At 73.1% G+C, this 19,170-nt stretch carries 19 protein-coding genes; 10 read left to right on the plus strand and 9 right to left on the minus strand.

Annotated features, from left to right (window positions below):
• The 7 genes from ABGB05_RS32445 to ABGB05_RS32475 form a co-directional block, all read right to left on the minus strand.
• A partial coding sequence (locus ABGB05_RS32445) for a DHA2 family efflux MFS transporter permease subunit (protein ID WP_347657771.1) occupies window positions 1-1,579 on the minus strand: 1,579 nt, incomplete at its 3' end.
• 347 nt (window positions 1,580-1,926) lie between these two features.
• Complete coding sequence (locus ABGB05_RS32450) at window positions 1,927-2,937, minus strand: 2-hydroxyacid dehydrogenase (protein WP_347657772.1); 1,011 nt, start codon at window positions 2,935-2,937, stop codon at window positions 1,927-1,929.
• A 3-nt stretch (window positions 2,938-2,940) separates the two neighbouring features.
• The gene (locus tag ABGB05_RS32455) at window positions 2,941-4,470 is read right to left on the minus strand and encodes an FGGY-family carbohydrate kinase (protein ID WP_347657773.1); all 1,530 of its coding nucleotides are present in this window, start codon (window positions 4,468-4,470) and stop codon (window positions 2,941-2,943) included.
• On the minus strand, window positions 4,448-5,236 hold the full coding sequence (locus tag ABGB05_RS32460; protein ID WP_347657774.1) for a DeoR/GlpR family DNA-binding transcription regulator: 789 nt from the start codon (window positions 5,234-5,236) through the stop codon (window positions 4,448-4,450). The genes ABGB05_RS32455 and ABGB05_RS32460 overlap by 23 nt, the downstream gene beginning before the upstream one ends.
• Window positions 5,237-5,258: 22 nt before the next feature.
• The gene (locus ABGB05_RS32465) at window positions 5,259-5,930 is read right to left on the minus strand and encodes a histidine phosphatase family protein (RefSeq protein WP_347657775.1); all 672 of its coding nucleotides are present in this window, start codon (window positions 5,928-5,930) and stop codon (window positions 5,259-5,261) included.
• Window positions 5,927-7,426, minus strand: a complete 1,500-nt coding sequence (locus ABGB05_RS32470; RefSeq protein ID WP_347657776.1) for an FGGY family carbohydrate kinase — start codon at window positions 7,424-7,426, stop codon at window positions 5,927-5,929. Before ABGB05_RS32470 ends, ABGB05_RS32465 begins: the two co-directional genes overlap by 4 nt.
• Window positions 7,427-7,655: 229 nt before the next feature.
• On the minus strand, window positions 7,656-8,597 hold the full coding sequence (locus ABGB05_RS32475; RefSeq protein WP_347657777.1) for an SMP-30/gluconolactonase/LRE family protein: 942 nt from the start codon (window positions 8,595-8,597) through the stop codon (window positions 7,656-7,658).
• 189 nt (window positions 8,598-8,786) lie between these two features.
• Here ABGB05_RS32475 and ABGB05_RS32480 point away from each other — a divergent pair, with 189 nt between their 5' ends.
• Genes ABGB05_RS32480 through ABGB05_RS32500 form a run of 5 tightly spaced genes read left to right on the plus strand, consistent with a single transcriptional unit; the run spans window position 8,787 to window position 11,734 of the window.
• Window positions 8,787-9,152 carry a metalloregulator ArsR/SmtB family transcription factor gene (locus ABGB05_RS32480; RefSeq protein ID WP_347657778.1) on the plus strand — a complete coding sequence of 122 codons (366 nt, stop codon included), beginning with the start codon at window positions 8,787-8,789 and terminating at the stop codon, window positions 9,150-9,152.
• Window positions 9,149-9,670, plus strand: a complete 522-nt coding sequence (locus tag ABGB05_RS32485) for an SRPBCC family protein (RefSeq protein WP_347657779.1) — start codon at window positions 9,149-9,151, stop codon at window positions 9,668-9,670. Before ABGB05_RS32480 ends, ABGB05_RS32485 begins: the two co-directional genes overlap by 4 nt.
• Complete coding sequence (locus ABGB05_RS32490; protein ID WP_347657780.1) at window positions 9,667-10,074, plus strand: VOC family protein; 408 nt, start codon at window positions 9,667-9,669, stop codon at window positions 10,072-10,074. The genes ABGB05_RS32485 and ABGB05_RS32490 overlap by 4 nt, the downstream gene beginning before the upstream one ends.
• 48 nt (window positions 10,075-10,122) lie before the next feature.
• Window positions 10,123-10,812: a hypothetical protein gene (locus tag ABGB05_RS32495; protein ID WP_347657781.1), complete on the plus strand. Its 690-nt coding sequence runs from the start codon at window positions 10,123-10,125 to the stop codon at window positions 10,810-10,812.
• The gene (locus ABGB05_RS32500) at window positions 10,781-11,734 is read left to right on the plus strand and encodes a hypothetical protein (protein WP_347657782.1); all 954 of its coding nucleotides are present in this window, start codon (window positions 10,781-10,783) and stop codon (window positions 11,732-11,734) included. Before ABGB05_RS32495 ends, ABGB05_RS32500 begins: the two co-directional genes overlap by 32 nt.
• 154 nt (window positions 11,735-11,888) lie before the next feature.
• Here ABGB05_RS32500 and ABGB05_RS32505 read toward each other — a convergent pair whose 3' ends face one another.
• Both ABGB05_RS32505 and ABGB05_RS32510 read right to left on the minus strand, forming a co-directional pair.
• On the minus strand, window positions 11,889-13,157 hold the full coding sequence (locus tag ABGB05_RS32505) for a TrpB-like pyridoxal phosphate-dependent enzyme (protein WP_347657821.1): 1,269 nt from the start codon (window positions 13,155-13,157) through the stop codon (window positions 11,889-11,891).
• Between the two features lie 216 nt (window positions 13,158-13,373).
• Complete coding sequence (locus ABGB05_RS32510) at window positions 13,374-14,669, minus strand: asparaginase (RefSeq protein WP_347657783.1); 1,296 nt, start codon at window positions 14,667-14,669, stop codon at window positions 13,374-13,376.
• Window positions 14,670-14,952: 283 nt separating this feature from the next.
• Between ABGB05_RS32510 and ABGB05_RS32515 the strand changes: the two genes are divergently transcribed.
• The 5 genes from ABGB05_RS32515 (at window position 14,953) to ABGB05_RS32535 (ending at window position 19,107) form a co-directional block, all read left to right on the plus strand.
• Window positions 14,953-15,669 carry a sigma-70 family RNA polymerase sigma factor gene (locus ABGB05_RS32515; protein WP_347657784.1) on the plus strand — a complete coding sequence of 239 codons (717 nt, stop codon included), beginning with the start codon at window positions 14,953-14,955 and terminating at the stop codon, window positions 15,667-15,669.
• The gene (locus ABGB05_RS32520; RefSeq protein ID WP_347657785.1) at window positions 15,666-16,610 is read left to right on the plus strand and encodes a zf-HC2 domain-containing protein; all 945 of its coding nucleotides are present in this window, start codon (window positions 15,666-15,668) and stop codon (window positions 16,608-16,610) included. The genes ABGB05_RS32515 and ABGB05_RS32520 overlap by 4 nt, the downstream gene beginning before the upstream one ends.
• Window positions 16,611-16,674: 64 nt before the next feature.
• On the plus strand, window positions 16,675-17,394 hold the full coding sequence (locus ABGB05_RS32525) for a hypothetical protein (protein ID WP_347657786.1): 720 nt from the start codon (window positions 16,675-16,677) through the stop codon (window positions 17,392-17,394).
• Window positions 17,391-18,194 carry a hypothetical protein gene (locus tag ABGB05_RS32530; protein WP_347657787.1) on the plus strand — a complete coding sequence of 268 codons (804 nt, stop codon included), beginning with the start codon at window positions 17,391-17,393 and terminating at the stop codon, window positions 18,192-18,194. Before ABGB05_RS32525 ends, ABGB05_RS32530 begins: the two co-directional genes overlap by 4 nt.
• 16 nt (window positions 18,195-18,210) lie before the next feature.
• Window positions 18,211-19,107, plus strand: a complete 897-nt coding sequence (locus ABGB05_RS32535) for an ABC transporter ATP-binding protein (RefSeq protein ID WP_347657788.1) — start codon at window positions 18,211-18,213, stop codon at window positions 19,105-19,107.
• Window positions 19,108-19,170: the final 63 nt, after the last annotated feature.

Raw genomic sequence — 19,170 nt, forward strand, 5'->3', positions numbered from 1 at the left:
GGATGAGCACCGGGGCCGGCGTCGACTCGCCGCCCTCGCCGGACGGGTCGTCCAGCAGGCGCGACACCTCCCGCTTGCGCGGCAGGAAGGCGATCGGGATGAAGGTCAGCAGGACCAGCACGAAGCCGACCCAGAAGGTGCTGGCGAACGAGTCCGCCACGAAACGCAGGCCCCGTTCCAGCAGCGACGGGTCCAGCGGCATCTGCGCGCCGTGCTGGTGGGCGATCGCGGCGCCGGCCTCGGTGACCGGCTCGCCGGTGTGCGGGTCGGTCATGCCGGGGATCACGGCCGAGCCGTTCAGCTTGCTGGTCAGGATCACCGACATGATCGCGGCGCCGATGGAGCTGCCGATCTGCTGGAGGATGTTCACCAGCGTGGAACCGCGGGCCGTCTCGTGGGCGGTCAGCGTGCGCAGCGCCGAGGTCATGATCGGCATCATCGTGCCGCCCATGCCGAGCCCCATCACGAACAGCGAACCGCAGAGCAGCAGGTACGAGGTGTCCGTGCCGACCTGGGTGAAGGTGAAGAAGCCGGCGGCGATCAGCGCCATCGCGAACGGTACGGTCCGGCCGACCGGGATCCTGTCGGCCAGGGTGCCGGCGATCGGCATGGTCAGCATCGCCCCGATGCCCTGCGGCGCCATCAGCAGACCGGCGTGCAGCGTCGACTCACCCCGGACCTGCAGGAAGTAGCTCGGGAAGAGCAGGCCGGCGCCCATGAACGCGATGATGAAGACGAAGAGCGAGATCGACGCGACCGTCAGGTTGCGGTTGCGGAACAGCCGCAGGTCGAGCAGCGGGTGGCGCGGCCGGAACGAGTACAGCACGAAGCTGACCAGCAGGATGGCGCCGACCAGCATCGTCGCCCAGACCCGGGTGGCGGTGATCGTGCCGGTCTCCGGCAGCGACGAGACGCCGAAGAGGAAGAGTGCCAGACCCGGCGACAGCATCAGCATGCCGACGAAGTCGAACGACTCGGAGGGCTCGGGAGCGTCCTTCGGCAGCGCCCGGAGGGCGTAGACGAGTGCGACCGCGCCGATCGGCACGTTGATCAGGAAGATCCAGTGCCAGCTCCTCGCGTCGATCAGCCAACCGCCGAGGATCGGACCGCCGATCGGGCCGAGCAGCATCGGGATGCCCAGGACCGCCATCAGCCGGCCGATCCGCGCCGGGCCGGCGGCCCGGGTCATGATCGTCATGCCGAGCGGCATCAGCATGCCGCCACCCAGGCCCTGCACCACCCGGTAGGTGATCAGCTGGCCGATCGAGTCGGCGCTGGCGCAGAGCGCCGAACCGAGCGTGAACAGCAGCAGCGCGAGCATGTACAGCCGCTTGGTGCCGAACCGGTCGGCGGCCCAGCCGCTCAGCGGGATCACCGTGGCCAGCGCCAGCGTGTAGCCGGTCATGGTCCAGGCGACCTGGGCGTACGTCGCGTCGAACTCGCTCTGGAAGGTCGGCAGCGCGACGCTGACGACCGTGACGTCGAGGATGGACATGATCGCGCCGAGCACGACCACGCCGGCGATCTTCAGAACGGCGCCGTCCAGCTTGTTCGGCGCCACGGCGGCTTGATTGGTCACGAATCTCCAAGTCCTCGGGGCCGGTGGCACTGTCGACCGGTGCGGGTGAGAAGGTACGTGGGCCGCGCGATTGTGGCGGCCACTTTTCCGGTCGCCGGCTCCGCGTCCAGGATCGCAGGACCCGGCCGTCGTACGGCCGGCCCTCGGTGAAGCGTGTGCTTGCTCACCCTGCGGGGCGTACCGTGGGGCTTTTCCTCGTCCGTGTGGTCTTCGTCGCCGCCACTACCGGCGACCCGGGGATCGACGGAACGGCCCGGCGGGGTCGACCGTTCGTCCCGACCCGGCTATGACCATGCCCACAGCGAAATACCCGCAGGTGCACGGCGGCCCGGCGTCCCGGAGCGCGGTCAGCGGCCCCGGGCGGCGAGATAAGCCGCGACGGCGTCGGCGGCCAGGGCGGCGGCCCGCTCGGCGGTCTGCCGGGTGGCGCCGGCCAGATGCGGGGTGAACACCACCCGGGGCGCGGTACGCAGCCGCGAGCCGGCCGGCAACGGCTCGGCGTCGAAGACGTCGAACGCGGCGGCGCCGAGCTGCCCCGACTCCAACGCGTCCACCACCGCGTCGTAGTCGAGCAGACCGCCCCGCGCGGTGTTCACCAGCACCGCGCCCCGGCGCAGCCGGGACAGTTCGGTGGCCCCGACCATGCCGGCGGTCTCCGGGGTCAGCCGGGCGTGCAGACTCAGCACCGTGCACCGGTCCAGCAGCTCGGGGAGCCCGACCGGGCTCGCCCCGTCCAGGGTGGCCGGGTCGGCGTACGGGTCGTGGACCAGCACCTCGGCGTCGAACGCGCGCAGGATCCGACCGACCCGCCGACCGATCGCGCCGTAGCCGACCAGGCCGACCGTGCTGCCGCCGAGCTCGGTACCCACCTCGTCCAGGGCGTAGAGATCACTGCGCCAGGCGCCGTCCCGGAGCCCCTCGTGCCGCTGCGGGATCTGCCGCAGCGCGGCGAGCAACAGCGCCACCGTGTGCTCGGCGGCGGCGACCGCGTTGCGGCCCGGTGTGCTGCACACCTCGATCCCGGCCTCGGCCGCCGCCGCCAGGTTGACATTGACCGGACCGCCCCGACACACCACGAGCAGCCGCAGCGCGTCCGCCGCCGCCAGCACCCGGGCGGTGAACGGTCCCATCTGGGTCACCGCCACCTCGACCCCGGGCAGGGCCGCGATCAACTCGTCCTCGGCGCCGGACGCCTCGTCCACCTCCGCCACCCGCCCGAACGGGGTGTGCGGCCAGGGCAGTGTCACGACCCGGGCGGTGAAGGACGGGCCGATCCGGGACCGCAGGGCGTCGGCGACCAGGTCGGGTGTCACGAAGTGGTCGCCGGCGATCAGCACGGACAGCGGGGTGGGGCTCATGGGTCACCTTTCGTTCCAGCTCGGGCGGGCCTGTGCGAGGTGGTCCAGGTAGCGGGCGTACCCGGTCTCGTACCGGTCCCGGACGGACGGGTCGGGCGCGTACCACCGCCCCGGCGGGCACCAGCCGTCCGGGGCCGCATCGACCACCGGCGGGGCAAGGTCGGCCGGGTCCGCGTCGCGTACCGGCGGTGCCGGTTCGGCCGGGTTGCCGTCGAGCACCGACAACGCGGCCAGGGCGGCACCCCGGGCGCCGATCTCCTCACCGGCCAGCACCCGTACCGGCCGGCCGAGCGCGTCCGCGAAGATCTGCGCCCACCGGGTCGAACCGACGCCGCCGCCACAGGCGGTGAGGTCCCCGGCCAGGCCGGCCGAGGTCAGACAGTGCCGGGCGCTGTAGGCGACCGCCTCACAGGTGGCCCGGACCAGGTCCGCCGGCTCGGTACCCAGGTGCAGGCCGTCGACCCGGGCCCGGGCCCGGGGGGCGACGAACGGGGCGCGCTCGCCGGACTCGGCCAGGAACGGCAGCACGGTCAGGCCGTCGGCCCGGCCCCGCTCCAGCATCCCCGGCAGGTCGGCGAGGGTGGCGCCGACCAGCCGCAGCACCCAGTCCAGGGCGGCGGTGCCGACCATCGCCGGCAGCGCCCGCAGCCAGCGGTCGGGCCGCCAGGTGCTCAACGTCAGGCCGGCCGGCTCACCGGTCGTGTCGACCCGGTCCCGCAGCACCTGACAGGCGAGCGTGGTGCCGACGATCAGCAGGCCGGCGCCGACCGTCCGGACCCCGGCGCCCCAGGCGGAGGCCGGCAGGTCGTACGGCGCGCCGACCACCGGCAGCCCGACGGGCAGCCCGGTCGCCCCGGCGGCCGTGGCGCTCAGGGTGTCGTGCGGAGCGGGCAGGACCGGGGCGAGCAGGTGACGGCGGTGGGCCAGGCCGCAGGCGGCGATCAGCTCCTCGTCGTACCGGCGGGAGTGCGGGTCGAGGAACGGTGCGGAGGCGTCCGACGGGTCGGTGGCCCGCAACCCGGTCAGCCGCTGCACCACCATGTCCTTGCAGTACGCGGCGGTGGTCGCCCGGTCCAGCACGTCCGGCTCGTACGCGTCGAGCCAGGCGAGCAGCGGCCCCGAGGCGCCCGGGAACGGATGGTTCCCGGTCCGCCGGTACGCCGTCTCCAGCAGACCGTCCGCCGCCCACCGGTCGACCACCGGCGTCGACCGGGCGTCCAGCCAGGACAGCGCCGGTCGGACCGGGCACCCCTGCGCGTCCAGCAGCCACAGCCCGTCGCCCTGGCCGGTGACCCCGAGCGCGGTCACCGGGTTCGGCACCCGTTCCCGCAGCTCGCGCAGGACCGCCAGCACCGAGTCGAAGACCTGGTCCGGGTCCTGCTCGTACCGGCCGGGTCCGGGCCGGTCCAGGACGGTCGGGCGGGCCGCCCGGGCCAGCGCCGTACCGGTCACGTCGAAGGCGACCGCCTTGGTGACGGTGGTGCCGACGTCGACGCCGTACACCACCGGGTCAGGCGATCTCGTACCGGACACCGTGCTCCCGCATCTCCGCCAACGTCTCCTTCGGCGCCCGCGCGTCGGTCAGCACCAGGTTGAAGTCCCGCAGCGGCGCCAGCCGGTGCAGGGCGGCCCGGCCGAGTTTGGTGTGGTCGACCATCAGCACGCTGCGCTGCGCCGAACGGATCATCGCCCGTTTCACCAGCACAATCTCCTGCTCTTGGTGGTACGCGTAACCGCCGGAGACCGCCGAGGTGGAGGCGAAGAGCAGGTCCACCCGGAGCGCCTCGATCGCCTCCACGCAGGGGACGCCGAGGAACGAGTCGTGCGTCGGGTAGTACTCGCCGCCGAGTGCCAGCAACCGGATGCCGGCTACCCCGGAGAGCAGCTTGATCGTCTCCAGGAAGTTGGTGATCACGGTGAGTGGTCCGGGGTCGTCCTCCAGCAGCCGGGCCACCTCCAGCGTCGTGGTGGAGTCGTCGAGCATCACCGCCATGCCCGGCTCGATCAGCGTCCGCGCCCGCCGGGCCAGCGCCAGCTTCTCCTCCCGGGCGGCACGCAGCCGGAACGACACGTTGGACTCGAAGACGCTGGACGGCTGGGCGCTCACCCCGCCCCGGAACTTGCGGACCACACCCTGCCGGGCCAGTTCGTCCAGGTCGCGGTGGATGGTCATCAGGCTGACGTGGAACATCTCCGCCAGGTCGGTGGCGGAGACCGAGCCGTGCTGCAGCACGTGTTCGGCGATCTCCGCCTGGCGCTGCGCCGGCCGGGCGCGCTCCGGAACGTCAGGCGCGTTCATACCGGCACTCCGCTTCGCTTGCTCATGGTGTCCTCTGGTCGGCGTCGTGGTGATCGGGATCGCTCCATCCTCGACACAACGGCACGTTGAAGGCCAGCAACGCCACCGGCCCGGCGTCGGCCGGTACCGGAAGGCGCAGCGTGGTCGTGGCGACCGGGTCCAGCACCGGCAGCCGGCGCCGGTACTCGGCCAGTGGCACGCCCAGCACCGCGCAGGTGACCAGCCGGATCAGGGTGTTGTGCGCGACCACCAGCACCCGGCCGCCGGGGTCGGCGGTGGCGAGGTCGGCGAGCGCGTCGAGCGCCCGCGCGACCGCCGCGGCCGGCGGCTCCCCGTCGGGGAAGTGTCCGGCCACCGGATCGGCCTCGAACCTGGCCACCAGCTCGGGGTCGGCGGCGCGCAGTTCGGCCAGCGTACGACCCTCCGCGACGCCGAAGTCGAGTTCCCGCAGCCGGGGCTCCACCGCCGGCGCCAGCCCGGTCGCCGACACCGTCGGCGCGACCGTGTCCCGGGCCCGACGCAGCGGAGAGCAGACCAGACTGGTGAACGCCTCCCCGGCCGCCCACCGGGCCAGGTCCCGGGCCTGCTGTTCACCGACCGGGTCCAGCGGTACGTCGCTGCGGCCCGCGTACCGGTTCGGGTGGTGCCAGACGGTCCGGCCGTGTCGGGCGAGGACGATCGTCGTACGGGTCACGACAGCTCCCTGGCGTAGTCGGCGAACGCCGGCTCGAGGTGCCCCCGGTCCGCGAGCGCGTCGACGAACCGGGCGAACGGTTCGGCGAACCGTTCCCGGGCGCCCGGTCGGGGCGGCAGTACGTCGGCCACCCGGACCATCCGCCGGGCGGTGCTGGCGAGGTGCCCGTCGCCGGCGGCGGCCAGGACCGCCATCCCGAACGCGGGTTCGGCGGTCCGGGGCAGGGTCACCTCCCGGCCGAGCACGTCGGCGCGCAGCTGGGACCAGTAGCGGCTGCGGGTCGCCCCGCCGGTCAGCGACAGCGGGCCGGTGACGTCGGCGCCGAGGCGGCGCAGGTGTGCGTAGCAGAGTCGTTCGACGTACGCGACTCCCTGGAGGACGGCGGCGTACCGGTCCGTGTCGTCGACGAAGACACCCAGCTCGAACGGCTCGGCGTCGGGCCGGACGAACGGGAACCGCTCGCCCCGGGAACGCAGCGGGTAGACCAGGCCACCGGCCGGCTCGTACCGGGCGGCGGCCCGGTCCATCGCGGACCGGTCGGTGCCGGGGAACCGGGTGTCCAGGACGGCGGCGCCGACGTTCGACGCCCCGCCCGGCAGCCAGCCGCCGTCCGGGTGCTGGTGGCTGTAGACGGCACCCGCCGGGTCGGTCAACCGGTCCCTGGTGACGCCCTTGAGGACCAGGGTGGTGCCGAGTACCGAGTTCCAGCTGCCGGTGTCGAGCGCGCCCGCGGCGATCTGGGCGGCGCAGCCGTCGGTCATGCCGGCGCGTACCGGCACCCCGACCGGCAGCCCGGTGTGCGCGGCGCCGTCCGGGCCGACCGTGCCGAGCCGGGTACCGGGCCGGACCACGTCGGGCAGGACGCCGACCGGCAGGTCGAGTGCGGCCAGCAGGTCGGTGGGCCAGGCGCCGGCGTCCGGGTCGTAGCCGGTCTTGAGCGCGCTGCTCCGGTCGGTGGCGACCGGGGCCGCGGTCAACCGGGCGGCGAGATGGTCGCCGCAGTGTCGGAGCGTGGTGCGACCGGCGCGCAGGTCCGCCCGCAGCGCCGCCGACCCGTGCCGGAGCAGCCAGAGCAGTTTGGGCAGTGCCCAGGAGGGCTGGGCGGCGTACCCGAGGCGGGCCCACAGGTCGGCGCCGGTCGCCGCGATCTCCTCGGCCTCGGGTCGCGCGCGTGCGTCGTCGTACATCAGCGCCGGGGTCCGCGGCGTTCCGTCCCGGTCGGCCAGCAGGAAGGTGCCGGAGGTGCCGCAGATCGCCACGGCGCCGACCCGGGCCGGGTCGACATCCCGCAGGGCCCGCCGGAACGCCACGCCGAGCGCGGCCCACCAGCCGGTCGGGTCCTGTTCGTGTCGGACGCCGGCCCGGTGGCTGGTCAGGGCCTGCGTGCCCTGGCCGGCGACGGTGCCTTCGCCGTCGACGAGCAGCACCCGCAGGCTCTGCGTGCCGACGTCGACGCCCGCCCACAGTCGGCCGGCGCCCGGCTGGTGTTTTCGCATCGGGGGTTACCGCCTCCACGGCGAGAGCAAGTGAACAGGCGTAGACGTTAACTTAACATCACGCATCCCGAGCGCGGTTGCCCGGGCATCCCCGATGCGAAAGTCGTTGAGCACGGATTCCCGGGGCATGTTGAGGTCTGCCTCGGTCGGCCGCGCGGCGACTGGTTCTGAGAAGTTAACGAGTTGAGTGTTAACTAACACGGATCCGTGGGTGGCGGTGCTCCGACGGTCAGCCCGTCGCCACGCCCTCCGGCGGTACGTCGAACGCGGCCACGGCCGTCCCGTGCAGGCTGCCGAGCCAGACCCGGCCCCGGTGTTCCCGTACCCCGGTCACCATCGAGAACCCGGGCACCCTCGCCTGCAGGTCGTGGACGAGTCGTCCGTCCACGTCGACCGCCTGGACCCAGACGGTGTCCGCCGGCTTCGGCTGGAAGCGCTCTGGCAACGCCCAGACCATCCGGCGCAGCGCCGGATGTCGCGGCGACAGCAGGTCCAGCAGGACGTTGCGGGGCGAGCCGAGCGCGATCCAGAGCAGGCCGTCGGTACCCCGGGACAGGTTGTCCGGGAAGCCGGGCAGATTCTCCGCCAGTCGGTCCACACCGCCGGCCCGTGGACCGGACAACCGGATCCGGACCAGCCGGTACGCCCCGGTCTCCGCCACCACGACCGACGACTCGTCGGCGGCCAGCGCCACGCCGTTGGCGAAGTGCAGCCCGTCGCACACCACCCCGGTGCGCCCGTCGGGATCACGGCGCAACAGCCGCCCGGTGCCGGAGTGCTCCAGCAGGTCGGCCTTCCAGTGCGCCAGGTCGAACCGCTGGGAGGAGTCACTGAAGAAGATGGTCCCGTCGGCGGCCACCGCGGCGTTGTTGCACAGCCGCAACGGCGCACCGTCGATCGGCGTACCGGCCGCGACCAGGGTCTCCACCCGTCCGTCGACGGGGTCGACCCGGAGCAGCCCGCGCAGCGCGTCGCAGACCACCAGGCGTCCGTCCGGCTGCACCTCGACGCCGAGCGGCCGACCACCGGTCTGCGCCACCGTCTCGGCCCGGTCCGTCGTGACCAGGACGATCCGGCCGTCGGCCAGTCCGGTGTAGACCTGTCCCCGGGAGTCGACGGCGACGTCTTCCGGGCCCTGGCCGGGAAGGGTCCGCAGCCGTACCGGTGGCATAGGTCGCCCACCGCTGCCCTGTCGGGCCCGGGTGGGCGCCCGGTCCGGTCGCCACACGACGGGATCGATCCGCGGTCTGGCCATGGACCATGTTACGACGGGCCGCGTTCCTTGACAGCCGCCACGGGCACGGTTATAAACCATCCGGTTATAAAACCGATCGGTAGTGGAGCCGGAAGGGACGGTGCGATGACGCCCGAACAGCTGGACACGACCTTCGCCGCCCTGGCCGATCCGACCCGGCGGGCGATCCTGGCCCGACTCGCGGCCGGAGAGGCCACCGTGACCGAGCTGGCCGCGCCGTTCCGGATGAGTCAGCCGGCCGTGTCGAAACACCTCAGGGTGCTGGAACGCGCCGGCCTGGTCTCCCGGGGCCGGGACGCGCAGCGGCGACCGTGTCGCCTCGAGGCCCGGCCACTCAAGGCCGCCGTCGACTGGTTGGCGAACTACCGGGCCTACTGGGAGGAGAGCTACCAGCGCCTCGACGACCTGCTCGGCACGCTACAGGCCGAGGCACGGGACAGCCCCGACCGACTGGTCGGCGGCCCGTCGTGAGCGGCGCCGCGAGACCGGTCCGGGTCAGCACGCCGACCGACCGGGACATCGTGCTGACCCGGGACTTCGACGCACCCCGTCGGCTGGTCTTCGACGCGCTCACCCGGCCCGACCTGCTCCGTCGCTGGTTCGGCGCGCAGGGCTGGCAGCTGGTCGTCTGCGAGGTCGACCTGCGGGTCGGCGGGACCTGGCGGTTCGTCTCCCAGGGCCCGGACGGAGCGCGGATGGGACACGGCGGGGTCTACCAACTGATCCGGCCGGTCGAGCGGCTGAGCTACACCGAGCAGTACGACGACCAGTCGTATCCGGGCGTCACCGTGATCAGCCACCGCCTTGTCGAGAACCACGGCAGGACGACGCTGACCACCACCATCCGGTACGCCACACCGGAAGGGCGGGACCGGGTGCTGCGGTATCCCATGGCCCGCGGCGTCAGCGAGAGCTACGCCCGGCTCGACCGGGTGCTCGTGGCACCACAGCCCGTCAGGAAACAGCCAGGAGAGGGATCAGCACCATGAACTGGACTCTGGAAGTTGTCGTCGTACCCGTCTCCGACGTGGACCGCGCCAAGGCCTTCTACGCCGACCAGCTCGGCTTCCACGTCGACCACGACACCCGGGTCAACGACGAGGTCCGTTTCGTCCAACTCACCCCGCCCGGATCGGGCTGCTCGATCGTCATCGGCCAGGGCATGGGCCCGGCCATGACCCCCGGATCACTGCGCGGCCTGCAACTGGTCGTTCCGGACATCCAGCAGGCGCGCGCCCAGCTCGTCGAACGGGGCGTGCAGGTCAGCGAGATCCAGGTGCTGGGAGAGAACCCGAGGCCGGTCCCGGAGCCGCTGGACAACGTGGGGTTCGTCTTCTTCGACGACCCGGACGGCAACGGCTGGGCCGTACAACAGATCTCGTCACGGGGGTGACCGGCGGACGGCGGCGGTTGTCGGAGCCCGCGGATAGCATCCGCGACCGTGACCGCCGTCGCCACCTACCGGTACCTCGCCCCCTCCACGCTGCGCCCCGACGGGCTGGCGCTGCAGACCAGCGGCGGGCCGGTGGCCAACCCCCGGTTCTTCTCCGGGTTCCTCACCACGCCCCGGGCCGCCGCCGCCGGCCTGCTCGCCGTCGCCGAGGTCGCCCGCACCCGCTACCACCGGCCGGTCGACCCGGCCAGCCTCGACCCGGTCGTCACCGGTAGCCGGGACCGACTCCGCTTCGAGTCCTTCTCCGGCTGCTGCGGCGTCTACGCCCGGCTCGACGCCCTGCCGGCCGGGATCGACGGTGAGATCCTCGCGCACGGCACCACCAACGTCGACGTGAACCCGCCGTTGCGGGAGGCGTTGGCCAGGATCAGCGGGATCGACCCGCTACACCTCGCCGTCGGCCCCGACGACCTCACGGTTTTCACCCTGGACGGTGCGGTGGTGGAGAAGAAGGTCCCGCTGCCCGACCGCTGGCTGCGTGGCTTCGCCGAGGTCCACATGCTGGCCTCGACCTTCGCACCACGGGCCGAGACACCCGCCGCCGAGGCGGCCGGATTCCTGCGCCGGCTCCCCACCAGGCGACCAGCGTGCCGAGCTCACCCTGCTCTCGACGCCGACCTCGACGAACGGCTCCCTCGACGCCACGGTGCTGGTCGACCGGATCACCGCACTCGGTGACCGGAAACCCGGGCGCTGGGACCTGCTCCAGGCGCTGCTGCGACTGCCGCCGGTCGTCGACGAGGGACTGGCCAGGCGGGCCGCGGCGCTGTGTACCCCGACCGGTGACCGGGTCGCCGACTGGCTGCGTACCGGCGGCGTCGCGGAACCGGTCCACCGTACGACCATCGTGCGGCTGAACCGGTGGGAGGGCGGGCCGACGCAGCGGCGGGCGGTGGAACTCCAGCCACCGTCCAGCCCCGCAGCGGACCGGTTCGAGGATCCGTTGCGGCTGCTCAGCGGCCATCGGGCCCGGTTCGACGGACACTGTGCCACCTGGTCCCTGCTCTGGCCCCCGGTACTCCCCGGATACCGGGGACTGGTCGCCGCGTACGTCCTGCCGGACGTCGCCGGCGCCGCCGACCTGGACATCCAGGGCGGGGCGGCGGTGCTTCCGTTGCTCGCCGAGAGCACCGGCCGGGGCGGACCCGCGCTGGACCTCGCCCTGGTCTACGGGCTCGCCGCCCGGCACGCCGTGGACCGGGTCGCCGCCCTCGACGCGCTGCTGCTCCTCGCCGCCGCCGGTGACCTGGATGCCGAGGCCGTCGGCCGGCAGCTGGGGGAGTTGGGTGTGACCGGGGCGCTCACCGTGACCCGGACGGTCGAACCACTGCGGGACGCGGCGGCGGCCGGCGCACCGCTGACCGTGTGGCGGCTGCTCGCCGCCGCGCTGCCGGCGCTGCTCGCCGCGCCGACCCCGCCCCGGGGCACGCCCGACCTGCTCTCGCTGGCCGCCGAGGCGGCGACCCTGACCGGCGTGCGGGTCGAGGTTCCGGGGCTGGTCGAGGTGGTCGCGCGGCGCAGGTCGAGCCGGCTGGTCACCGAGGCGCGCCGGCTGGTCGCCGCGCTCGACGGGGCCGGGGTCAGCGCGGCGGGGGCGTGATCGCATCGGCAGCTCCTCGACCCCGGCGTCCGGCTGGGCGTCGGCCACCACCAGGGTGCTGAACTCCGTCAGTGCTCGTCGTCCTCGAGAACCTCCACCAGGGCCATCCGCGGACCGTAACAACCACCCACGACATCGCCGAGGGGTTGATCCGTCAGGTCGGTACCACCGGCAGACCGGCGACCGAGGCGCCGAGCTGCTCCGCCGAGAACTCATGGTCGACCAGCTCACCGGCGAGGTAGGCGCCGTACGCGGCGAGGTCGAGGTGGCCGTGTCCACAGAGCGCGGTCAGGATGACCTTCTCCTCACCGGTCTCCCGACACCGCAGCGCCTCCTCGACACAGGCCGCCAGGGCGTGGGTGGGCTCGGGGGCCGGCACGATGCCCTCGGTACGGGCGAACCGGATCCCGGCCTCGAAACACTCCCGCTGGGTCTTCGCCACCGCCTCGATCAGGCCCAGTTCGTAGATGTGCGAGAGCAGCGGGGACATGCCGTGGTACCGCAGCCCGCCGGCGTGGATCGGATCCGGGATGAAGTCGTGGCCCAGGGTGTGCATCTTCATCAGCGGGGTCAGCCCTGCGGTGTCGCCGTAGTCGTACGCGTAGACGCCCCTGGTCAGGGACGGGCAGCTCGCCGGTTCGACGGCCCGGATCGTCACGTCCAGTCGCCCGGCCAGCTTCTCCCGCAGGAACGGGAACGCCAGCCCGCCGAAGTTGGAGCCGCCGCCGGTGCACCCGATCACCAGATCCGGGGTCAGCCCGACCTTGCCGAGCTGGGCGAGCGCCTCCTCGCCGATCACCGTCTGGTGCAGGAGCACGTGGTTGAGCACGCTGCCCAGCGCGTAGTTGGTGTCGGCCCGGCCGGCGGCCACCTCCACCGCCTCGGAGATGGCGATGCCCAGCGAACCCGGGGAGTCGGGGTGTTCGGCGAGCACGGCACGACCGGCTGCGGTGAGTTCGGAGGGGGACGGGTGGATGACACCACCGAACGTTTCGATCATGATGCGGCGGTACGGCTTCTGGTCGTACGAGGCACGCACCTGCCACACCTCGCAGTCCAGTCCGTACTGTGAACAGGCGAAGGCGAGCGCGGTGCCCCACTGGCCGGCCCCGGTCTCGGTGGTCAGCCGCCGGATCCCCGCTGCCCGGTTGTAGTACGCCTGCGGCACGGCGGTGTTCGGTTTGTGTGACCCGGCGGGTGAGCCGCCCTCGTACTTGTAGAAGATCTTGGCCGGGGTGCCGAGGGCCTTCTCCAGGCGGTGGGCCCGGTGCAGCGGGGACGGCCGCCAGAGCCGGTAGACGTCGAGAACCTCGTCCGGGATGTCGACCCACCGTTCGTCGGTGACCTCCTGGGCGATGAGGGCGGCGGGGAACAGCGGGGCCAGGTCGTCCGGTCCGACCGGGCGCAGGGTGCCCGGATGCAGCCGGCGGCGGCGCGCTGGGCAGGTCGGCGACGATGTTGTACCAGCGACGGGGCAGCTCCGACTCGTCCAACAGGATCCTGCTCGGTTCGGTCATGAGCTGGATTAGACCTGGTACCCGGCTGGCATGTCCATGAATGCCAGCCGGTCAGGGTGTCGACCGTCCGCCGGGCGGGCCCGCCGACCGCCGTCCGCCCCGGTGGACCCGCCCGGTGTCGGTCAGTCCTTCGGGTGTCCGGTGGGGGCGGTGTCCCACTCCGGGTTGCCGAGGGTGCCGACCCAGCCGCGCACCTTGGCCACGTCGTCCGGGGCGAAGGCGAGGCCGAGCAGGAGCAGTAGTCGGGCTTTCTGCGGCAGCAGGTCATCGCCGGCGATGATCGGCGTGGTCGTGCTACCACCGTAGACCGAGCCGGAGCCGGTACGGGTGGTGCTGACGAACACGACGCCCTTCGCCGCGGCGGCGGTCCGGGCGGCGCTCTGCGCGGACGAGAGTCCGCCGGCACCGGTGCCGGCGGTGACGATCCCCTTCACCCCGGCGTCCGCGAACGCGGTGATCGCCTCGCCGCCGGCCTGCTGGTAGCCGTAGACGACCTCGACCCGGGGCAGTGCGGTCGGTGCGATCCTCGACAGGTCGAACGGTGTCATCCACCGGTGTTTCGAGTCGCAGTCGTCGACCCGGGCCGGTGCCCGGCCGACCTTGATGTTCGGCCCGTCGATCCAGCCCAGTACGCCGAACTCCCGGGTCTGGAAGGTGTCCATCCGGTAGGCGCTGGTCTTGGTGACGTCCCGGGCGGCGTGGAACTCGTCGCCGAGCAGCAGCACCGTGCCGTAGCAGTACGTCGACTGGCTCGCCGCGAGCACGATCGAGTTGTAGAGGTTGGCGGGCCCGTCGGCGCCGATGACCTGCGGCCCGTCCGGGGTGACCGCCGCCCAGGGGCGCATCGCGCCGGTCAGGACCACCGGTTTGCGGTTCTGCACGGTCAGGTCCAGCCAGTACGCGAACTCCTCCATGGTGTCGGTGCCGCTGGTCACCACCACCCCGTCCGAGTCCCGGAGCGCCTTCTCCACGGCGAGCGTGAGGGCGTGGAACTCGCCGATGGTGTAGCCGCCCGAGCCCTTGTTGCCGAACTGGACGGTGGTGACGTCGGCGACCTGGCCGATCTCCGGCTGGAGCTGCCCGACCAGGCTGGCGATCGGGATCTGGCCGGAGCGGTAGTCGGTGAAGCTGCTCCGGGAGGTCGCCACCCCGGAGATGGTGCCGCCGGTGCCGATCACCGTCACCCGGGGTTTGCGGGTCTTGGCCCGGTTGACCGCCTCGGTGTAGGCGACGCTGCGGATGCCGGACGGCCCGGTCACCGCGCCGACGGAGGTGGCCGGCAGGGCGAGCGCCTCCGGTGCGGGGGTGTCGTCGAGGACGGAGACCACGGTCGCGGTCAGCGCCGCGGCGAGCAGTGGGACGAGTACGGCGACGCCACGCCGTGGGTTCGTCCGGAGTCGATCCTTCAGGCTGGACAACGGGACCTCCAGGTGAGGATGTCGGGGGTTCCGGGCATCATCCGGGCCGACCCTTACCGAGTCGTTACAAGATCATTACCGGTGGTTGCCGGCCGGAACCGGCCAGAACCATCGCCGTGCCGGCGCCCGGTGGGTCGAGTGTCGTCACCCGGCTGGCTGGCCGGTCGGTTCGTCGCCGGCCTGCCCGGCCTGTCCGCCATTCGAGCCCTTTCTGCTGTGATCAGCCACACAACCGGCCCCGGAGCGTGAACCTCGGCGGCCCTCCGGGCTACCCAGGAGCGGGATGGATGACAGGGACCGGCCCTTGCTGCACCGGGTGGCCACCGGCGACCAGCGGGCCTTCACGGAGTTGTACGCCCGGCACGGCCGGGCGCTGCTGGCGTACGCCGAGGGGCTGCTCGCCGACCGGGGCCGTGCCGAGGAGGCGGTCCAGGACACCCTCCTCGCCCTGTGGCGGGGCGCCGGCTCGTTCGAGGGACGGTCGACGGTGCGTACCTGGCTCTTCGGCATCTGCCGGCGGCAGGCGCTGCACCGGCTGCCCGGCCGGCAGCCGGTGTGTGTACCGGTGGAGGCCGCCGCCGAGGTGGCGGCCGCCGAGCCGGGACCGGAGGCGGTGGTGGTGGCCCGGGCCGACGCCCGGGCGGTGGCCGCCGCCCTGGCCGGGTTGCCGGCCGGACACCGGGAGGTGCTCGACCTCGCGTTCGGGGCCGGACTGGCGCAGGCCGAGATCGCCGAGGTGCTCGGCATCCCGGTCGGCACCGTGAAGAGCCGTCTCTTCCACGCCCGGGCCAGCCTCGCCCGGGCGCTGCCCGGCCACGCCGCCGGCAGCCCGACCGCCGCCAGTCCGACGGCCGGCGACCGATCGACCGGGGCGGCAGCAGCGGGCCCGAGGGCGCCGTCCGCCGGGACGACCCCGTCGTCGGCCGCGCCGACCGGCACCCCGCCGGCGGTCAGGTGGCCACCACCGGTCGGATCCTCGGGAAGGGGGAGCGGACGATGACACACCCGACCGCACTGCTGGCGTCCTACGCGGCCGGAACACTGCCGGACGGACAGGCCCGGCAGGTCGCCGGACACCTCACCGGATGCGCCGGCTGTGCCACCGAGGCCGCCGCCTGGCACCGCGTCGCGGACGCGGTCGCGGACCGGGTCGCGGCGGTCGCCGTACCCCCGGCCGGGCTGCTCGACGCGGTGCTCGCCCGGCTGTCGGCGGACGGCGAGCCGGTCGCCCGGCCGGAACCGGTCGGCTCTGCCGCGAGCGGGCCACGGGGCGTGCCCCGGTACGCGGCGACGCCGGGTGGCGCTGCCGGGTCCCGCGCGCTGCGGCTCCTGGCCCGGCAGTGGCGGCTCGTCGACTGGCGGGTCTGGCCGGTGGCCGGGGTGGTGCTCGCGTTCGGTACCGGCGTCGCCGCGTGGGCGCCACCCGCCCTCTCCGGCGGGGTGCTCGCCATGGTGGTGCCGCTGGTCGCGGCACTGGCGGTGGCCGCCGCCTGCGGCAGCGGCGCCGATCCGGCCGCCGAGCTTGTGGCGGCCAGTCCGACCGGGGTACGCACCGTGCTGCTCGCCCGGCTCAGCCTGGTCCTCGGCGTGATCGTCGGCGCCGCCTCGGTGGCCTCCCTCGGCCTGGGCTGGTTCGACGTGGGCAGCAGTCCGGCACGGCTGTTCGTGGCCTGGCTCGGCCCGGTGGCGCTGCTCTCCGCGGTGAGTTTCACGCTGTCGGTGCTGTGGCGGCCGGCGATCGGGATCGGGGCCGCGATTTCGCTCTGGGGTCTGCGGGCGCTGGCCGGCACCGGCACCCTCGACAACACGGTCCTGGACGTGGTGGAACCACTGTGGCGGACCAGCGGTCCGGTCCTGGCGGGTGCGGCGCTGCTGGTGGCCGGAGCGGTGGCGCTCTCCCCGCACCGGCCGGGCCGCTCCGTCGGGGCGTACGGCTGGTGATGGTTGTGGTGTGGGTCACCGGTGTACGGATGAACCATCCGGACGGAACAAGTCACTCATAACTGTGAAATCCGAATTGATCCGGCCAATCCAGAACAGACGCCTACCGCTCTGGCGGTACGAGGCCCGGCGGGCCGGTTGGACACTGCTCGCCGCACCGCTGACCGCCCTGCTGGTCGGGGTGGCGCTGGCCCTGCTCGCGGCCAACGGCGGGTCGTCCAGAGACCAGGTCGGCCGGATGCTCCTCGCCGGCCCGGAGGTCCTGCTGCCGCTGACCACCGGCATGGCCGCGGTCAGCATGCTGGCCCGGGACGGCTGCCGGGAACTGCAGCTCTCCCTGCCCACCCGGTACGCCGTCACCCTCGGCCGCAGGCTCGGCACCCTGGCCCTGGCCGGGGCGGTCTGCACGCTGCTTTTCTCCGCGATTCTCGGCCTGACCGGACTGTGGGCCGGGCCGGGACCGCTGGCGTCGACGCTGGTCTGGCTGCCTCCGACCCTCTGGCTCGCCGCCCTGGCCGTGCTGGTCGGGATACTCGGCCGCAGTCTCGTCGTGGCCACCACGGTCGTCGCCGTGGTGTGGCTGGGCGAACTGCTCTTCGCCGCCTGGTTCGCCGCCGAGGGCTGGGCGCGACCGTTCTTCCTGTTCACCACCGTCCGGTTCGGGGTCGACGGGGACTGGTGGACCAACCGGCTGGCGCTGACCGCCTCCGGACTGCTCATCGTCGTGGTGGTCGCCCTGCTGCTGCGCCGGCCCCACCAGTTGCTGACCGAGGAGGAGGTGTGACCGGCATGTCCGAACTGCTCGCGGTGAGCCGGTACGAGTTCCGGATGCAGGCCCGCAAACGGTCGCTCTGGCTGGTGACGCTGCTGCTCGGCTGCCTCCTCATCGCCATCCAGGGCGACCAGGGTCCCCGCCACCTGCCGGCGGACACCCCGCCCGCCGAGGTGATGACCACCTGGGCGATCCTGTTCGGGATCGTCGTCCCGCTCGGCTTCGGCATGGTGCTGGCCGACCGGCTCATCCGGGACCGGCGGCTCGGCACCACCGCGCTGCTGGAGAGCTTGCCGGTCGGCCCGGGCCGGTTCCTCGCCGGAAAGTACCTCGGCGGCCTCGCCGCCTCCGCCCTGCCGGTGTTCCTGCTGATGCTCGTGGCCGGCGGCTACGAGAGTCTGCACCGGGGCGACCCGCTGCTGCTCGGGTGGACGGTGCTGGTGTTCGCCGTGGTGATGCTCCCCGGGCTGGCGTTCGTCGCCGGGTTCGCCCTGGTCTGCCCGTTGGTCGTCTCCGCGCCGCTGTTCCGGGTGCTCTTCGTCGGCTACTGGTTCTGGGGCAACTTTCTCGGCGCGGAGATCCTTCCGTCGCTGACCGGCACCCTGCTCACCCCGGTCGGCGCCTATCCGGCGAGCTGGCTGAGTGGACAGTGGCAGATGTACGCCGGCGATCCGGGTTGGCTGTCGTTCCTCCGTCCGGAGCCGGACGGCCTCGCCGCGTTGTCCAGCGTTCTTCTGCTGGTCCTGACCGGTCTGCTGCCGCTGCTGGTGGCCGGCCTCGTGTTCAACCGCCGTCGCCGTACCACCGTCTAGAAGGGTCTGTTTCGACATGGACATCCAGATCAGCCGGTTGGCCCGGCGGTTCGGCAAGGTAACCGCGCTGCACTCGGTCGACCTCAGCATCCCCGGCGGCATGTACGGGCTGCTCGGCGCGAACGGCGCCGGCAAGACCACCCTGATGCGGATCCTGGCCGGCGTACTGCCACCCGGCTCGGGACAGGTCCGGGTCGGTGGTCACGACCTGACCACCGGTGCCGGCCGGCTCGCCGTGCAACGACGTCTCGGTTACCTGCCGCAGGACCTGGGCCTGTATCCCGACCTGACGCCGAGGGAGTTCCTCGACTACGTCGGCCTGCTCAAGGGGCTGGACGACACCCGGGCGCGCCGGGCCCAGGTCGACGAACTGCTGGACCTCGTCGCGCTCGGCGAGGTGGCCGGCCGGCGGATGAAGGGTTTCTCCGGCGGAATGCGTCGCCGGGTCGGCATCGCCCAGGCACTGCTCGGCGACCCCACTCTGATCGTGGTCGACGAGCCGACCGCCGGCCTCGACCCGGAGGAGCGGGTCCGGTTCCGGACCCTGCTGGCCGGGCTGGCCGGGCACCGTACCGTGCTGCTCAGTACGCACATCGTCGAGGACGTGGCGCAGACCTGCCAGCACACCGCGGTGATGGCCGCCGGCCGGGTCGTGTACACCGGTACGGTCGCCGACCTGGTCCGGGTCGGCGAGGGGGCCACCTGGGAGGTGGTGACCGGGGTCGGCGGGCCGCCGCCGGCCGGGGTGGTGGTGTCGGCGGTCAGCCGGACCGACGGCACCCACTACCGGGTGGTCAGCCCGACCCGGCCCGGTGCCGACGCGGTCCCGGCCGCGCCCTCCCTCGAGGACGGCTACGTCGCCCTGATGCGGCGCGCCGCTGCACCGGTTCCGAGCGGTTCGACCGGCAGGTAGGCCGGTCGGTCGCCGGCCGGCCTACCTCCCGGTTGCCGCGGGGTGCGCCCGGCTGGTTGGCCG

It is taken from the genome of Plantactinospora sp. B5E13 (assembly GCF_039871775.1).
Classification (GTDB): Bacteria; Actinomycetota; Actinomycetes; order Mycobacteriales; family Micromonosporaceae; genus Plantactinospora.

Coding starts and splice junctions, on each gene's coding strand:
- ABGB05_RS32535 (WP_347657788.1), top strand. CDS start 18,211: ATGGACATCCAGATCAGCCGGTTGGCCCGGCGGTTCGGCAAGGTAACC.
- ABGB05_RS32470 (WP_347657776.1), bottom strand. CDS start 7,426: ATGCGAAAACACCAGCCGGGCGCCGGCCGACTGTGGGCGGGCGTCGAC.
- ABGB05_RS32490 (WP_347657780.1), top strand. CDS start 9,667: ATGAACTGGACTCTGGAAGTTGTCGTCGTACCCGTCTCCGACGTGGAC.
- ABGB05_RS32515 (WP_347657784.1), top strand. CDS start 14,953: ATGGATGACAGGGACCGGCCCTTGCTGCACCGGGTGGCCACCGGCGAC.
- ABGB05_RS32475 (WP_347657777.1), bottom strand. CDS start 8,597: ATGCCACCGGTACGGCTGCGGACCCTTCCCGGCCAGGGCCCGGAAGAC.
- ABGB05_RS32450 (WP_347657772.1), bottom strand. CDS start 2,937: ATGAGCCCCACCCCGCTGTCCGTGCTGATCGCCGGCGACCACTTCGTG.
- ABGB05_RS32460 (WP_347657774.1), bottom strand. CDS start 5,236: ATGAACGCGCCTGACGTTCCGGAGCGCGCCCGGCCGGCGCAGCGCCAG.
- ABGB05_RS32480 (WP_347657778.1), top strand. CDS start 8,787: ATGACGCCCGAACAGCTGGACACGACCTTCGCCGCCCTGGCCGATCCG.
- ABGB05_RS32520 (WP_347657785.1), top strand. CDS start 15,666: ATGACACACCCGACCGCACTGCTGGCGTCCTACGCGGCCGGAACACTG.